At 42.0% G+C, this 16,993-nt stretch carries 14 protein-coding genes and 1 pseudogene; 2 read left to right on the forward strand and 13 right to left on the reverse strand.

From position 1 onward, the window contains the following. Positions 1–17: 17 nt before the first annotated feature. The 7 genes from FTV37_RS08195 to ahcY form a co-directional block, all read right to left on the reverse strand. On the reverse strand, positions 18–458 hold the full coding sequence (locus FTV37_RS08195) for a GNAT family N-acetyltransferase (RefSeq protein ID WP_180063493.1): 441 nt from the start codon (positions 456–458) through the stop codon (positions 18–20). Positions 459–647: 189 nt separating this feature from the next. After that, on the reverse strand, positions 648–1,883 hold the full coding sequence (locus FTV37_RS08200; protein ID WP_180020723.1) for a multifunctional CCA addition/repair protein: 1,236 nt from the start codon (positions 1,881–1,883) through the stop codon (positions 648–650). A gap of 81 nt (positions 1,884–1,964) precedes the next feature. Beyond that, complete coding sequence (locus tag FTV37_RS08205; protein ID WP_078192090.1) at positions 1,965–4,244, reverse strand: NADP-dependent malic enzyme; 2,280 nt, start codon at positions 4,242–4,244, stop codon at positions 1,965–1,967. A gap of 140 nt (positions 4,245–4,384) precedes the next feature. After that, positions 4,385–7,261, reverse strand: coding sequence for an EAL domain-containing protein (locus FTV37_RS08210; protein WP_180063494.1), 2,877 nt, complete (start codon positions 7,259–7,261; stop codon positions 4,385–4,387). Between the two features lie 183 nt (positions 7,262–7,444). After that, on the reverse strand, positions 7,445–8,158 hold the full coding sequence (locus FTV37_RS08215; RefSeq protein WP_180063495.1) for a 16S rRNA (uracil(1498)-N(3))-methyltransferase: 714 nt from the start codon (positions 8,156–8,158) through the stop codon (positions 7,445–7,447). Between the two features lie 32 nt (positions 8,159–8,190). Beyond that, complete coding sequence (gene metF / locus FTV37_RS08220) at positions 8,191–9,027, reverse strand: methylenetetrahydrofolate reductase [NAD(P)H] (protein WP_180008362.1); 837 nt, start codon at positions 9,025–9,027, stop codon at positions 8,191–8,193. A 217-nt stretch (positions 9,028–9,244) separates the two neighbouring features. After that, positions 9,245–10,627: an adenosylhomocysteinase gene (ahcY, locus tag FTV37_RS08225; RefSeq protein ID WP_180039608.1), complete on the reverse strand. Its 1,383-nt coding sequence runs from the start codon at positions 10,625–10,627 to the stop codon at positions 9,245–9,247. A gap of 271 nt (positions 10,628–10,898) precedes the next feature. On the opposite strand from ahcY, the gene FTV37_RS08230 reads away from it, so the two are divergent. Together FTV37_RS08230 and FTV37_RS08235 are read left to right on the forward strand one after the other, a co-directional pair. After that, positions 10,899–11,846: a DUF4424 family protein gene (locus FTV37_RS08230; protein WP_180063496.1), complete on the forward strand. Its 948-nt coding sequence runs from the start codon at positions 10,899–10,901 to the stop codon at positions 11,844–11,846. Positions 11,847–11,911: 65 nt separating this feature from the next. Further along, positions 11,912–12,436, forward strand: a complete 525-nt coding sequence (locus FTV37_RS08235) for a cysteine peptidase family C39 domain-containing protein (RefSeq protein WP_180063497.1) — start codon at positions 11,912–11,914, stop codon at positions 12,434–12,436. A gap of 64 nt (positions 12,437–12,500) precedes the next feature. Here the strand turns inward: FTV37_RS08235 and FTV37_RS08240 are convergent, their stop codons facing one another. The 6 genes and pseudogenes from FTV37_RS08240 to FTV37_RS08265 form a co-directional block, all read right to left on the reverse strand. After that, complete coding sequence (locus FTV37_RS08240) at positions 12,501–13,013, reverse strand: tetratricopeptide repeat protein (protein WP_180008352.1); 513 nt, start codon at positions 13,011–13,013, stop codon at positions 12,501–12,503. A gap of 102 nt (positions 13,014–13,115) precedes the next feature. Further along, complete coding sequence (locus FTV37_RS08245; protein ID WP_180063498.1) at positions 13,116–13,454, reverse strand: DUF3325 family protein; 339 nt, start codon at positions 13,452–13,454, stop codon at positions 13,116–13,118. Then, a complete protein-coding gene (locus FTV37_RS08250; RefSeq protein WP_180063499.1) occupies positions 13,451–15,202 on the reverse strand; it encodes a PepSY domain-containing protein in 1,752 nt (583 codons plus the stop codon). Before FTV37_RS08250 ends, FTV37_RS08245 begins: the two co-directional genes overlap by 4 nt. 1 nt (position 15,203) lies before the next feature. Further along, on the reverse strand, positions 15,204–15,551 hold the full coding sequence (locus tag FTV37_RS08255; protein ID WP_180003354.1) for a hypothetical protein: 348 nt from the start codon (positions 15,549–15,551) through the stop codon (positions 15,204–15,206). A 202-nt stretch (positions 15,552–15,753) separates the two neighbouring features. Then, complete coding sequence (locus FTV37_RS08260; protein ID WP_180020733.1) at positions 15,754–16,755, reverse strand: Tim44 domain-containing protein; 1,002 nt, start codon at positions 16,753–16,755, stop codon at positions 15,754–15,756. A gap of 146 nt (positions 16,756–16,901) precedes the next feature. After that, positions 16,902–16,993, reverse strand: a pseudogene (locus FTV37_RS08265) (IS5/IS1182 family transposase); the annotation flags it as partial.

Consider the following 16,993-nt stretch of genomic DNA (forward strand, 5'->3'; position numbering starts at 1 on the left):
ATGGTAAAATTGGCCGATCAATTTAAATATTTAGTAAAACCCAAACTATAGGCTTCAAACCCTAAATTTTGATAAAAAGCATGTGCGGCATAGCGTTCAGGACGATTACCACTGTTGAGTAAAATACGTTTTAGACCTTGTCGCCGAGCGCTTTGCTCAATGGCTTGCATGAAGCGTCGCCCTAAACCTTGACCGCGATAACTGGCATCAATGACAAAAGCCTGAATCCGAATAAATCCTTCCTCAAACTCCCAACTGTATTGTTGGATAAAACCTGCATAACCAATGACGCGGTCATCAGCCGTCCTCACCAAGGTTTGATAATGCTTATCCAAATGAATCAACTGCCAATGCTGTTGGAGTCGCTCTGGTGGTATTTCATAACCCAATTGGAGTGTGAGTTGATGAATGTCGAGGAGATCTTTTGGGAGGTGTAGTGGACGAATTTGGGGATGCATATTGTCAGCTCGATGGTTTGTTTTCCTTAGAGCATAGATGAATGAGCCTTGATGTGAATGCAGATATTTTTCAAAGCTTATCTATATCTGAAAGGGCAAGGTGAAATATTGCAAAAGTTAAAGTTTTAAAAATATAGAAAAGGAAAATATAGAAAAGGTAAATTAAAAAAGCACCCGAAGGTGCTCTAATTATGCTTCAACTGCATATTGACTGGTTTTTAGTTCTGCAATGGCTTGGATACGTCGTTCAATCAGCATTTCACCAATATCCGGCCCTGATACATCAGGTGGAAGATCGGCAGCTTTAATATTGCGAACCACCTGCATGGCATCTAAAACGTATTGAGCTTGCGGATAGGCACGATCCTCTAAACCTAAGCGACCACGTGAATCACATTCACAGGCTTGTACAAAGGCCTCTACGCGTTCAGGACGGCGTAGTACATCCATGCGTTGTAACAGACGCCATAATGTACCCGGTTTTAAACTCAAGGCTTGATGGCATTTTAAATGCTCTTTACACACTGAGATGGCCAATTGCTTGGTATTGGTGGGAACACGCATACGGTCACAGACTTCGGTAACGGGTTTTACACCACGTTCTTCATGCATGATATGGCGCGGTAACTCATCTACTGGAGTAAGTGCTTTGCCTAAGTCGTGTACCAGTACGGCAAAACGAACATCCAGAGAATAATTGGCACGACAGGCTTGCTGTAGCGACATCATGGTGTGAATGCCGCAGTCTATTTCAGGGTGATATTCAGGACGCTGTGGAATACCGTATAACGCATCAATTTCAGGGAATAAGACTTTTAAAGCGCCACAGGCTCTTAAGACTTCAAAATATTCATCTGCATGGTCTTCCATTAATGCACGGGATGTTTCCTTCCATACGCGTTCAGGTGTGAGGGCTTCAAGCTCGCCAGATTTGGCAAGCTCTTGCATCAGCGCAAGTGTTTCTTCAGCCACTTTAAAACCTAAAGCTTTATAACGTGCTGCAAAACGTGCAATCCGCAGAACTCGCAAAGGATCTTCGACGAAGGCATCAGACACATGGCGAAGGATGCGTCGCTCTAAATCTTGTTGACCATGGTAGGGATCATAAATTTGGCCAGCATCATCCATGGCAATCGCATTGATCGTGAGGTCACGTCGAATGAGATCTTGTTCGAGTGTGACATTGACGTCGGTATAAAATTCAAAGCCATGATACCCATGTCCAGACTTACGTTCTGTACGGGCTAAGGCATATTCGTCTTTGGTCTCTGGATGAAGAAAAACAGGGAAATCTTTACCCACAGGTTGATAACCTTGAGCAAGTAATTGTTCCGGCGTTGCACCGACAACGACATAATCTTTTTCGTGATAGGGGTGCCCGAGCAAGTGATCTCGAACTGCACCGCCTACTAAATAAACTTGCATGAAAAAACCTCTATTCTTAGAGCAATCATGCTACAGAACAGAGGTTTTCTCAAGTCACAAAGTGTGTTCAGGTCAACTAAATTAGAGTGCTAATTTTTCGTTTTCTTGAATCTCTGCAACAGTCAATGCAGTCATATTCACTAAACGGCGAGTTGTCGCTGTTGGCGTTAAAATATGAACGGGTTTTGCAGCACCCAAAAGAATTGGGCCAATCGTCACGTTACTACCTGAAGTTGATTTCAACAAGTTGAACGAAATGTTCGCTGCATCCAGATTAGGCATAATCAGCAAGTTCGCAGAACCTTTAAAACGTGAGTTCGGGTATGCGAAATGACGAATATTTTCATCCAATGCGGCATCACCATGCATTTCACCTTCAACCTCAAGTTCAGGTGCAATTTCTGACAAAATATCATAAACCTTACGCATTTTTTGAGCGCTAGGATCATTTTGGTCAGAACCGAAACTTGAGTGAGAAAGCAATGCTACACGCGGCGTAATACCAAAACGGCGGACTTCTTCAGCCGCTAAAATAGTCATTTCAGCAAGCTGTTCAGCTGTTGGGTTACGGTTAATGTAAGTGTCGGCAATAAACAAGTTACGATCTTCAAGCATTAATGCATTCAGCGTGAAGAAGTTATTACGGCCTTCTTTTAGCCCAATCACATTGCTGACGAAGTCTAAGTGAATGTCATAGCTAGAATAAGTACCACATAGCATACCGTCAGCCACACCATGACGAACCAGCATTGCAGCGATCAGGGTAGAGCGACGACGTGCTTCACGCTGAGCGTATTCAGGTGTTACACCTTTACGTTGCATGATGCTGTAGTAATCGTCAGCAAACTTATCGTAATCAGGGTTTTTCTCTTGATCGACGATAGTGATGTTCACGCCGTCTTCAAGACGTAGACCTAATTTCTTGATGTTCGCTTCAATGACTGCAGGACGACCGACAAGAATTGGTTTTGCTAAACCTTCATCAACAGCAATTTGCACCGCGCGAAGTACACGTAAATCTTCACCTTCAGCATATGCAATGCGTTTCGGATCAGTTTTCGCTTGCGCAAAAATTGGTTTCATCATAAACGCAGAGTTGTAGACGAATTCAGATAAACGTTGACGATATGCAGAGAAGTCTTGAATCGGACGAGTTGCAACACCAGAATCCATCGCTGCTTGTGCAATTGCAGGTGCAATTTCAAGAATCAAACGTTGATCTAATGGGCGCGGAATCAGGTAATCACGACCAAATGAAGCAGATTTTTCACCATACGATGCAGCATCAGCTTCGACATGTGCCATGCGAGCAATCGCATGTACACAAGCAATCTTCATCTCTTCATTAATCGTGGTTGCGCCAACATCTAGTGCACCACGGAAGATATAAGGGAAGCAAAGTGCATTATTCACTTGGTTTGGATAGTCTGAACGGCCAGTTGCCATAATCACGTCTGGACGTGCTTCATGTGCATGTTCAGGAAGAATTTCAGGGTCTGGGTTAGCAAGGGCAAAGATAATCGGATCTTTCGCCATGACTTTAACCATTTCTTTGGTCAAAATACCTGCTGCAGAAAGACCAAGGAACATGTCCGCACCTTCCATTACATCAGCAAGCTGAGAGCCTTCGATGTCCTGAACGTATGCCTTTTTCGACTCATCCAAGCCTTCACGTTTAGTCGTCAATAAACCGCGTGAATCTGCCACAACGATGTTTTCTTTTTTCACGCCAAGTGCGCAAAGTAAGTTCAAACATGAAAGGGCAGCAGCACCTGCGCCAGAAGCGACAATTTTGATTTCTTCAATTTTTTTGCCATTGAGTTGAAGTGCATTCAGTAATGCAGAACCCACAATGATCGATGTACCGTGTTGGTCATCATGGAACACAGGAATATTCATGCGTTCACGAAGTTTTTGCTCGATGTAGAAACACTCTGGGGCCTTGATGTCTTCAAGGTTGATACCACCGAAAGTTGGTTCTAATGCTGCAACGATATCTACGATTTTGTCTGGATCGTTTTCAGCAATTTCAATGTCAAAAACATCAACACCAGCGAATTTTTTGAATAGAACGCCTTTACCTTCCATAACAGGTTTTGACGCTAAAGGACCAATGTTACCTAAGCCCAGTACGGCTGTACCGTTACTGACTACAGCAACAAGATTACCGCGCGCTGTGTAAAGTGCAGCAGTAGATGGGTCGCGTTCAATTTCTAAACAAGGTGCAGCGACACCTGGCGAGTATGCGAGGGCTAAATCGTGTTGGTTGACCAATTGTTTGCTTGGTGTAACGCTGATTTTCCCCGGAGTTGGAAATTCGTGATAATACAAAGCCTGCTGTTTTAAAGATTGATCGTCCATCTGTATCTCGATTGTGTTTTGTTTATCCAATATAAAGCTGCAATGCTTGCTTTATCCGCTTGAATATAACATTAGTTGCACAGTTGGGACAGTCGAAGTCGCGTCTTTTTCAGACAATCTTATAGCTCAGGCATAGTGACTTATATTAAGTAAGTATAAGCAGGCGAAGAGATATTATTTTCAAGGAACACGGTTGCCTCTTCTTGTGGCAGTGGCTTAGAGAAAAAATAGCCTTGAGCAATGTCACATTCTAAGTCTTGTAGATACTGTAACTGCTGTTCAGTTTCAATCCCTTCAGCGACTACCGTCATGCCCATCGCTTTACCCATGGCAATCATGGCACTAACGATGGCCAATTGTTTATTTTCACCAATTTTAGAGATAAAACTGCGATCTATTTTTAAAATATCAATTGGAAAATCAGCCAGATAGGATAGAGATGAGTAGCCAGTGCCAAAATCATCAAGTGAAATATTGATTTTACGTTTTTTTATTTCGTTTAATAGTTCACGTACTGAATCTAGATTTTCGACCAAAGAAGATTCTGTAATTTCCAGTTCCAGACTGGCACCATCAATTTGATTGGCATCTATCGCTTCATCTAAATCATTTAATAATTGTCCACGGCGCAGTTGCTGTGCAACAATATTGACGGATACACAAATATTTTGATAACCCAAATTATTCCAAAAGCGAATTTGCTGCGCGGTTTTTTGCAGGACAAAACGCCCGATATCGGAAATTAAACTGGTTTGTTCTGCTAAAGGAATAAATAAGCCCGGTGGTATTAAGCCTTTTTCAGGATGATTCCAGCGCACCAAGGCTTCAAAACCGTAAATATTTTTATCACGGAAATTGATCTTCGGTTGGTAATACACCACCAGCTCATTATTTTGAATGGCTTTACGCAAGTCGCGTTCCAAGAAGATCCCTTGCTCTAATAATGCGGTATTTTCATTGGAATAATAACGTGTAGTATTGCCTCCCAAATTTTTAGCTTCGCTCAGCGCTTGTTCTGCACAGTTATTTAGATAATCTAGCTGACGGCCATGCTCAGGATAGAACGCTACACCCATCGATAAGGTGATGACATGTTCTTGGCCAAAAATATTAAATGGAATGCTAAAGGCTTTATTGATGCGTTCACAATGCTCTTGCACAGAAGGGCGGATATGTGAAATTTCATACACAATCGCAAAATCATCGCCATTTAAATGCGCAACAAATAATGCTTCGGCATTGGTTAGACGTAAACGCTGTGCGACTTGGCGTAACAGTTCGTCACCACCATTGTTGCTGAGATATTCATTTAATGGACGGAAACGGTCGATGTTTAAACGAATGACGGCCAACTGTTTAATCGAATCTTGCTGTGAAACTAAATATTGATGCAGTTGATAGTTGTAATAAAAACGGTTCGGCAAATCCGTTAAGGTGTCATAATTTTCTAAATAAGATAAACGTTGTTCTTGCAATTTACGTTCGGTCAGGTCTGAGACAATCCCGATATAATGGGTAACGCGGTTTTGATCATCAGTAATCGCATTAATATGCATCCATAGCGTCAGTTCTTTACCTGAAAGAAATTTTTCGTGCAACTCACCATCATATTCACCAATTTTCAGCACTTGTTTAATGATCGAGTAGTGCATACTGCGTTGAATTGATTTGTAATTTGCTGTGATATCAAATAGATGTTTGCCAATAATTTGGTCGTAGTTAAAGCCGGTTAATTGTTCGTAAAACGGATTGACTTCGATATAGCACAGCTCTTCATTTAAAATGAAAATCCCTTCAGCAGCTTGTTCGAGTACGCTGGCTGCAAGTTTTAAACGTTCTTGAGACGTCCGTTCTTGATGGATATCACGACGAATACCGACCATGCGCAAGGGCTTGCGGTTATCTGGATCGCGTTGAATGACTCGCCCAATATCATGTACCCAACTCCATTTTCCTTGACTGTTTTGAATCCGATAGGTGGCCTCATAACGGTCTTTAAATCCACGAAGATGTTGAATCATTGCTGATTTAAAATGAGGAATATCATCAGGATGGATCACATGTTGTAACTGTTGCTGATGCTCTTTCGAATGTCTAAGGGTTTTTTCTTGCTTATAGTTGGTGACAACGATTTTACGGTCTTTGATATTCCAATCCCAAGGACGTAAACCGGCGATTTCATGCGCAAGGACTAAATTGGCTTGTTGGTTTTCTAAATCCTTGTTCATTTGCTCAATGTCGAAGGTTCGCTCTTTAACTTTCTGTTCAAGGATTTGGTTACCCAGTTGTAGCTGTAATTCGATGTCTCGTGATTTGTTGACTTCGTCTTGGAGCTGCTGACACAGTTCATCAGTCCATTTGACTTGTTGCTTGGCACTATCGACCAGTAGGTTATTTTTAGCATGTAAGGTCGATACACGACGATGAATTCGATATGACGTCATGGCGCACATTAGAATCACAATGAGCCCAAAATTAATACTCAGGCTAAATAAGTGATTTGAACCATCTAAGAAAAAGAACTGTGCAATCAGATAGGGCACGATAGACGGGATAAAGGCTAAACAAAAATAATTGAGTTTTTGCGTCAAATAGGTCAAACCAAAGGTTTGCGTCACGATCAAGAGTAGGGCAGAGAGCGTCAGGGCTTGAATTGGTTCAAAGCTTTGATTGGTCGCAGGCAAATAATAAAAAATTAAAAAAATACCGCTCGCAATCAGTGTGCCGACAGAAAAACACTGAAATTGTAGCCAACGATGCGCAATCATCAGTGAATATTGTTCGGGTTTAAAATAAACGGTGCTCATCAGCCAGCATAAACTGACAAAAACTTCGGTAAAAATAAACCAAATATTGAAATACAAAGATGGTGATTTATAAAAAATTTGATATATCGAAAAAATATATAAGCAAATAATCAGAATACTGACTAAAAAATAGCGGCTATGGCGAATCGTGTTCGCAATTTGAGCAGTATGATTGTACTGCTTGATATATTCATCTTGTTTATACGTCATGAATATAAAAATCCTGCCTTAACCAAATCTAGATCGTTGTATTTGTATTGTTCCTGAGAGTATTTGTTTATTCTTAGTAACAAATCATTTGTTTTTATTGACTCTAGGGTAATTGCGTTACAAATAAAAAGCAATATCAAGGATGCCATCATTGATGCTTTCAGATGAACTATCGAGTAAAAATTAAATAGATTTATAATTTAAAATTGAAAGTGCAACTACAGGTGCAGTTTCTGTGCGAAGGACACGTTCACCGATACACCAGTTCACGAAACCTTTCTCATTTGCTGCGCTGATCTCGGCTTCGCTCAAGCCACCTTCAGGGCCAATCAGTAAGGCAAAGTGCGGGTCAGCATCAGCTAATACATCAACTTCATCTTTATTGGGTGCGAGTACCAATTTAGTTGTCGGCAGATCACTTTCCAACCATTTTTCAAGGGAAAGTGGCGCAAGTACTTTAGGGACAATGTTGAGACCACACTGTTCGCAAGCTGCAATGGCAATACCTTGCCAATGGTCGAGTTTCTTTTGATCACGATCGTACTTCAAACGCATTTCACAACGTTCTGAAATGAGTAGTTGAATTTCAGAAACACCGAGTTCCACCGCTTTTTGAATCGCATAATCCATGCGGTCGCCTTTGCTCATCACTTGACCCAAGAGCGCCGTAAAATGTGGTGTGCGATTGCTTGGATTGAATTGCAATACTTGGACGGCAGCCGACTTTTTAGCGACTTCAACCAATTTAACATGATATTCGCCACCTTGCCCATTGAACAAAGTGGCAGTTTCGCCCACTTGAGCACGTAAAACTTTTACCCAGTGATGAAACACTGTTTCCGTTAATTCAACAGTCGTATTAACAGTTAAATCAGCTTCAATATAAAAACGTGGCATTAAAGTTTTACTCTCAAAAAGGTCGAAATGTCTTATGCAAGACCGAGGTCTTTCACAAGTTGACGTGTAGGGTCAGTGGTATTCATGGTATAGAAGTGCAAGCTTGGCGCACCACCAGCAATCAGACGTTCGCAAAGTTTCACAATCACTTCATGACCAAAGGCTTTGATTGACGCTGTGTCATCGCCATAAGTCGCAAGCTGTTTACGAATCCAGCGAGGAATTTCTGCACCTGTACCATCAGCAAAGCGGATTAAATTACTTGCATTGGTAATCGGCATAATGCCTGGCGCTACAGGAATGTTCACGCCTTCTTTTTGAATGCGCTCTACAAAGTAGAAGTATGCATCAGGGTTAAAGAAGAACTGTGTCAAAGCTGCGTTTGCGCCCGCATTGGCTTTATCGCAGAAACGTTTGATGTCGAGATCAAAACTGTCTGCTTGAGGATGCATTTCAGGATAAGCTGCAACTTCAATTTTGAAGTGATCGCCTGTATGTTCACGGATGAAACGTACAAGGTCAGTTGCATAAGGTAATTCGCCTAAACCCACCTGACCTGAAGGCAAGTCACCGCGAAGCGCAACAATACGGTCAATGCCTTGTGACTTATACAAATCCAGCAATTCAGCAATACGTGCTTTGCTATCACCAATACAAGACAGGTGAGGGGCAACCGGTGTGCCTTTACCGTTGAAATCGTTCAATGTAGACAAAGTGCGTTCACGGGTAGAACCGCCTGCACCATATGTTACAGAGAAAAATTCAGGATTTAATAATTGAAGTTCTTGGTGTACAACTTTAAGTTTTTCCGCGCCCGCATCAGTTTTGGTCGGGAAAAACTCAAAGGAAATAGGAATCTGTTTTGACATGTTCAAATCCTTTTTTATAAATACTTTTATTTAAAAAAAATCCCCTCATCCTAACCTTCTCCCAGAGGGAGAAGGGACTTCCATTATGAAAGTAATAGTTATTTGGAGTTAACAACAAATTTGCTTTCACAATGAAGAGTTCCCTCTCTTGCGCTGAGCTTCAAAGCAGTGCTTGAAGCACGCTCAGGAGAGGGTTAGGGAGAGGTATTTATAGAACTTAGTATTTATAAGCCTCAGCTTTGAACGGGCCTTCAACTTGAACACCGAGGTAATCCGCTTGTTCTTGAGTCAAAGTCGTCAATACGCCACCGAAACCTGCAACCATTGCTGCAGCAACTTCTTCATCTAATTTCTTAGGAATAAGTTCTACGCGGATCGCAGCTTGTTTTTGATCTTCAGGAAGATCAGCAAATTTTTCAGCGAATAGGTGCATTTGCCCCAATACTTGGTTAGCAAAAGAACCATCCATAATACGCGATGGGTGACCAGTTGCGTTACCAAGGTTCACCAAACGACCTTCAGAAAGAAGGATTAAGTAATCGTTTTCATTTTCGGTACGATACACTTGGTGAACTTGTGGCTTCACTTCAACCCACTTGTAACCGCGTAGGTAGTTTGTATCGATTTCAGTGTCGAAGTGACCGATGTTACAAACTACAGCGCCAGCTTTTAATGAATCAAGCATTGCTGCGTCACATACGTGGTAGTTACCAGTCGTTGTTACGATCAAGTCAGTATTTTGAAGAAGGTCAAGGTTGATGTCTTCTTTCTTGCCAGTTTGAATGCCATTTTTATACGGAGCAACAACTTCGAAACCGTCCATGCATGCTTGCATTGCGCAGATTGGGTCAACTTCAGTTACACGTACAATCATGCCTTCTTGACGAAGTGATTGAGCAGAACCTTTACCTACGTCGCCATAACCGATTACAAGCGCACGACGACCAGATAAAAGCATATCTGTACCACGTTTGATTGCATCGTTTAATGAGTGGCGGCAGCCGTATTTATTGTCATTTTTAGACTTGGTTACAGAGTCATTTACGTTAATCGCTGGAACTTTTAAAGTACCGTCGCGGTGCATTTCGTAAAGACGTTGAACACCTGTAGTGGTTTCTTCTGTAATACCGTGGATTTTAGCAATCACTTCAGGATATTTTTCGTGAACAAGCGCAGTTAAGTCACCGCCATCATCCAGAATCATGTTGGCATCCCAAGGTGTACCGTTCACATTGATTTGCTGTTCAAGACACCACATGTATTCTTCTTCAGTTTCGCCTTTCCAAGCAAATACAGGAATACCTGCAGCAGCGATTGCAGCAGCAGCGTGGTCTTGAGTAGAGAAGATGTTGCATGAAGTCCAGCGTACTTCTGCGCCCAATTCAACTAGAGTTTCAATTAAAACTGCAGTTTGAATGGTCATGTGGATACAGCCAAGGATTTTCGCACCAGCAAGCGGTTTAGCCGCTGCATAGCGTTTGCGAAGACCCATTAGGGCTGGCATTTCTGCTTCTGCAAGTTTGATTTCTTTACGGCCGTAGTCAGCTAGTGAAATATCGGCAACTTTATAATCTGTAAATGAAGCATTAACCGCGTTCATCACGATCTCCTTAATAAAAACAATTGATCATTATGTTCGCGGATGCCGTTGTTGATTGGAGCGAGTGTCCAACCGAATCGTCGAGCCTAGCGATCTTATATTTAGTGCCTATAAGAAAGTCGCAGCATCCCTCGACTAGGGCAGTATTGTACTTGGAAATAGAGTGAGTTCCAATCCGAAAATGCTTAATATCTGACTTATAGGTTTTTTGATCTGTAAAATTACGTCGCGAATATTTAAATTTCATAAATCGGTCAGGAGTATAAGAATAATGATTAAACCCGTAATGGCTTTATTGATGTTTTGGCCTGTTATTGTCGCGGCCAACGACTCAACAGGCTACGTGGCAACAGGCGGTGTACAGTATCTGAAAAGTAAAGACATTCAAATGTTCAGTGAAGACCTGTTTATTAGTAAAAAAATCATTAAGGTCGATTATCAGTTCAAAAATTTAAGCAATAAAGATGTGACTGAAACGGTCTTATTTCCGTTGCCAAAAGTTGAAAACTTCTTTGAATCTGATTTTGCCAATACAGAAAAGCTGCTCAAAAGTTTTAAAGTTCAAGTGAATGGAAAAACGATTCAGCCTGAAATGCACGTACGCACTTTTATTCAAAAAGATGAGAAAACAGCGCCGATTGATATGACTGAGAGTTTTAAGCAATGCGGATTTACGGAAAAAGACATGCTGAATCCGTGGAGCAGGCAAGATGTTGAATATAAAACTTTTGAGGCAAAGCTTAGAAACTGTAAAAATGCAGCGCTGCAAAAAGTATTGCCCAAAGATTTGAGTGAAGAAATTTCATGGTCATCTCAGGTGATTTATAGCTGGAAGCAAACGTTTAAAGCCAATGCGCTTACCCGCGTACAGCATCAATATGCACCGCTGGTGGGTGGGTCTGTGGCTTTATATCCTGATGAATATAATCAAAGTTTTTGTATGGATCAAAACTTTAAGGCAGGACTCAGAAAGGCAAAATCACAGCATGCGCCATTTCAAGCATTGGACTATATCTTAAAAACAGGCGCTAATTGGGCAAAGCCTATTCAAGATTTTAAACTGACCATTGAGCGTGATGCAGGAGAGTTGGTTTCTTTTTGCTGGGCAGGAAAAGTGAAGAAAATCAGCGCTACGCAGTTTCAAATGGTCGAAAAGAATTTTGTACCCAAACAAGATTTGGACATAATTTTTGTGCATGTGAAATCAGGTCTGGATTAAAATTTGCAGGCAAAACCGCTTTGATTTGTTTATCATCGTCCATAAGCAATTTTGAGTTTTGATATATGTCGATGGAAATACCTGATGAGTTGGCAAATTTAGACGCCAACGGTGGCATTTATGCGGTGTGGATGTTGCTGCAGCACTTAGGTATAGATGCAGATATTCAGCAACTCATCGAAGTTTGCGCTTATGAAGCTGGCCATGGCACAACAACCATTGGTTTAGCCGTAGGACTGAAAAAGTTTGGCTTTCAAGTAAAGTTTTACACAGAGCATGATCCTGAGCTGCAAGACAGTGAAAAACGCAGCTATGCAGAAGCGGATCAATTGGAACTGCCTATATTACCTGCAATTGGCTATGCACAAATCCAGCAGGCTTTTGAACAAAATCAGTTTGTGATTGTCTATTACGACACCCTAGACGGAGTGGGGAATCATTCCTTGGTGTATGACATTGATGAGACAGAGATCAGTTTCTTTGACAGCTTTGATGCCATGCCAGCAGACGTATTTGAACAGCAGCGTGGTGCGGAAGGCATTTGCCGACAAGTCATTATTGTGGATGTAAATGATTATGTGGCGAGCTGAGCCATATTGTTGAATGAAAAAAGCCCATCATGAGATGGGCTTTATTTTTTAGAAAATAATTGGATTATTGCTCAGCCATATTGGCTTTTTCATTCCAAAAATCTGCTTTTTCTTCATCGGCGTCGATGCCTAATCCATTGGCATAAATAAAAGCCAAATCACGCATGGCCTGAACTTCACCTAATTTTGCAGATTGTTCAACCAGTTCAATGGATTTAGCGACATCTTTTTCCACCACATCGCCGCGACGGTAAAAATTGGCCAATTCTAAAATAGCAGCAGGATGGTCATGCTTCGCCGCTTGTTCTAACCAGCGGTGCGCATGTTCAAAATAGGTTTTAGATTCTTCCGGATCTTCTTCGAGCATATCTTTGGCATAGACTGCATAGCCTTCACCCAGCCAATACATTGCTTCTACATGACCTAACTGAGCTGCTTTGAGTGCCCATTCTTCTGCAAGTTCAACATGCTCATCATTTTCACTTTGCATATAAATTTCAGCCAGTTCAAATTGAGCATCTTTATTGCCTGCCATGGCACGGTTATATAAAGCAGGAGAGATCGAAAGTTCAGACATGTGTAATCCAAAAGAGCAGAATAGGCATAGCCTAATCGGTTGGCATGAAAAAAGCCAATCCGAAGATTGGCTTTCAATGTTTAGAGAAGCTTGTCTAATGAATTAAAATTTCAATAACACAGCTGACAATACAAATACGCCAACCAATGCACCAATAATTTTCCAAAAATATTCAGCGATATAACTAATACATAGCCCGACAAATAAAGCCGCAATAGTCAGCGCGCCAAACCAATAACTGATGTTATTGCTCGGCGTGCCAAGAGAGAGGCAAATTATCAAGGCGATGATCAATAGCGCCCAGCCGACTAGCGTGGCTAACCGTGTTTGGCCCACACTTAGTTCTTTGCTGTAGAACTGCTTTTGATGTTTTGACATGCTGCTTGCCAAGGCAAAAAAACCTAAGCTACTCAGTGTCCAAATCAGGAGAAAGAACATCATGCTTCAACCTCCTTTGTGCCACGTGCTTTTTTAACAGGCAGCCCTTTATGCTTTTTCACTTTATAAAATGAATAGGCAAACAAGATAGCCAAAAGCCACATTGCAAGATCAAAGGATGCAATCATCCATTGGCCATTTGCCATGGTATTCCAAAGCGGTTGACCACCAGTCATGAAGTTTACAATCGGCAGTAAGGCAAAAATTGCTGTGGCAAAAGCTAAAAGTTCTAGCCACGCTTGACGATGCGTACGGAACATCGCATAAATAAGCGTTAGTAGCCAAACAATAAAGAAACTACGAATTTCTAATTCCGAACGGTTTTCAAGTTGTGCGGGAATAAAACGGTTGGCATAGAAAAATGCTGCGCAGGCAATCGGCAAACCAATAATCGCTGCAATATTGGTCACTTCAACCGTGCGGTAGCCAAATGATTTAAAGCCTTGTTTTTGCTGTTGCGGCGCACGTTTTACACACCACAGAATGAGACCTGTAGCGACCATCAGTGTGCCTACAATCCCTGAAATAAACAGCAGCCAACGTAGTGCTAAATCTACACCGCGTGCTTCATGCAGCGTAGTCATTACATTGTAAATACCCATCGGTACAGAAGGGTGCTTTAACTTGGCACTTTCATCAGTTAGGTCTTTGCCAGTTACGCCATCAAATTGTTTGCTTGCATAGACATTTCGATACGCGACATTTTCACCATGTAAGGCACGTAGCTCAATTTTAGCTTGGTCTGTATTTGGTGCAATGATGCTAACGGTACTAATCGGATTGGTTTTCCATTCAGTCTGAACCGCAGTCACGATTGGCGCTAAGTTGGTCAACGGCGCAGCAACGACAGGTTGCTCTTCACGTTTAGAGCGACGATCTCCTCGACCTTCACCACGGCCCTCAGCACGATTTTCGCCTTGGTTTTGCGCAGAATTGGCACGGGCTTGCTGTGGGCGTTCGCCACGTTCTTCGCGTCCTTGGGCAGATTCACGTCCTTCAGGTTTATTTTCTTGAACTAGGGCACGATTTTGTTCTTGTAAAAATTGTCCCCGGTTTTCATAAATACGCTCAATCCCCCAAGGCATGATCGTAAATAACAGCAACAACAGGCCACTAAAGGTGATCATGATGTGGAAGGGAAGCGCAAATACTGCGGTTGCATTATGTGCATCGAGCCAAGAACGTTGTCCTTTACCTGAACGGAAGGTAAAGAAATCTTTAAAGATTTTTTTATGAGTAATCACACCACTAATGATGGCAACTAACATCAACAGTGTCGCTATCCCGACAAACCATCGCGTCCACATACGTGGCATACCATAAAGTTCGAAATGGAAACGATAGAGAAAATTACCACCACGCGTATCGCGCGGCTCAAGCACTTCACCTGTAGCACTATCAATGTAGATTTGTTTACCACCACGGCGTGCGCGAGGGTCTTCACCTTGTTCACGAACGGTAATTAATGTGGCATTTTGACGCGTATTTGGCAGCAAAATATTCCAAGCACCTGCATTCGGATGATTTTGCTGTAAATAATTCAGTGCGACTTCAGTTTGTTGGACTTGTGAACTGGCTGGAACAGATTGATGCAGCTCAGGTGTCATCCAAACATTGATTTCATTTTTAAAGAAGCTCAGGGTTCCGGTCAGGAAAATAGCATACAGCAACCAACCTAAGATTAGGCTAGCCCATGTATGCAGCCAAGACATGGACTGGCGAGGCCCCTCTACTTTTGCATCAACACGCATTTTAGCTTCCCATCATCATGTAAATGGCATACAAACACACCGCAGGGATCACAATGCCTAAAGTTGCTTTGAGGGTTTTATTCACCATAAAGACCCAAATAAATGCACAGCTCCACAGGATAAATGAAATTAAAGTTGCACTCATGGCTGCACTTCCACGGTCTTCGCTAAATACATCTGCAATTACGATGGCAGATAGCATTGCGACAACATATCCGCCCACTAAAGCGAGGGCAAAGCGATAGAAAATCATCAAGCGATAGGTCAATAGAGAGGGGGTGTCTTTACGCGTTTTAGGCAGCGCAGATGTGAGGGGTGTCACGAGTGCCTCAGGTGGTGAGCTATTCATAAAATACTTAAGCGCTTGGAAATTGTATTAAAGTTAATCTAAATGATAACAATTATTATTAATAATTAGAATAATGTATTCACAAAATTATTGATTTTTCAGCATGCTGAGTAGAAATGGATTTAAAAAGAGGGGAATTAAAGGCGAAAAAATAGCGACCGGAGTCGCTATTTTAGAATGCAAGAATGCTTAATTGTCTACATTATTGCTCTTGTTGAATGCCTGCAACTAACCAGTCTTGATCAGAACCCGCAGGTTTAACAAAATGCCATACTTCAGCAAATGGCTGTGGCAGGCTATTTAAGTCTTCACTTACAGTACCTGTAAAACGAACACTTACAACGTATTGACCATTTTCGTTAGCAGAATCGACCACCATAGCATTTAAGTTAGAAAACTCAGCAACGTCTTCATCTTTATTCGCCATAATGTCGTTATACATAGACTGGTAAAGGTCAGGTGTTAAGTAACGCTGAATTTCAGAAATGTTGCTTGCAGTATTCATCGATTGAATGTGGTTAAAACGCTGACGTGCAACACGTAAAAATGTTGCTGGCTCTGTACCATCAGGCAATTGATTGCCGCTGTTGGTATAGGCAGCACCAAAAGGCGCGTTCGTTGCAGCAGCTGCACCAAATGGAGCATTTGAAGCTGCTGAATTACCGCCTACAGAATTACCAAAAATATTCGTATTGTCATTGCCTGCACGAGGTGCAGCATTTTGTTGGCCAAACGGTGCATTGTTTGCACCGCTGTTTGGCGCATACGGATTGTTAGTGGCTAGTTTTTTTTTTGCGCCCATCTTACGGAAAATGAAGAAGGCAACAGCAGCGGCAAGTAAAATCCAGATCCAGCCTGGAATACCACCTTTCTCTTCCTGTTGTTGAGCTTGCGCTTCAGAAGCTGCTTGACCGTTATTGTCATCGGCCATCGCATTTGCAGCGACTGCACCAATTGCAGCACCAGCCACACCAGCAGCAACCATTCCGCCCACATTCGAGCCAGATTTTGCTGGAGCGCCAGCAGTTGCAGGCTGTTGAACAGGAGCAGATTGACGAGGTTGCTGATAAGACTGAGTTGGAGCAGCTTGACGGCTCATACCATGGCTTTTACCACCACCGGCACGTTTCGCTTCTGCAATCGGCGCTACCAAAAGGGCTGCTGTTAAAAGAGCAGTCATCAAACCACGCTGTCGAACTTCCATCAAATTTTCCTATATCTATATAAAGTTAAAATAGCCATCTAGTTATGCCGCCATTTGTACTGAATTTCAATAGAACATCGGTAAAAAATTGAAAATTCATTCAAAATAAACTAGGGTGTGTTGACATTTACAGCCGATAAATTGAGCTAAAGAGGCAACCATATAAATATACAAGCTAAAGCAACAGCGCTTTGATAGTTACGTTTTAGCTTATCGTATCTTGTGGCAATTCCTCTAA

It is taken from the genome of Acinetobacter sp. YH16042, assembly GCF_013417245.1.
Taxonomy (GTDB): domain Bacteria; phylum Pseudomonadota; class Gammaproteobacteria; order Pseudomonadales; family Moraxellaceae; genus Acinetobacter; species Acinetobacter amyesii.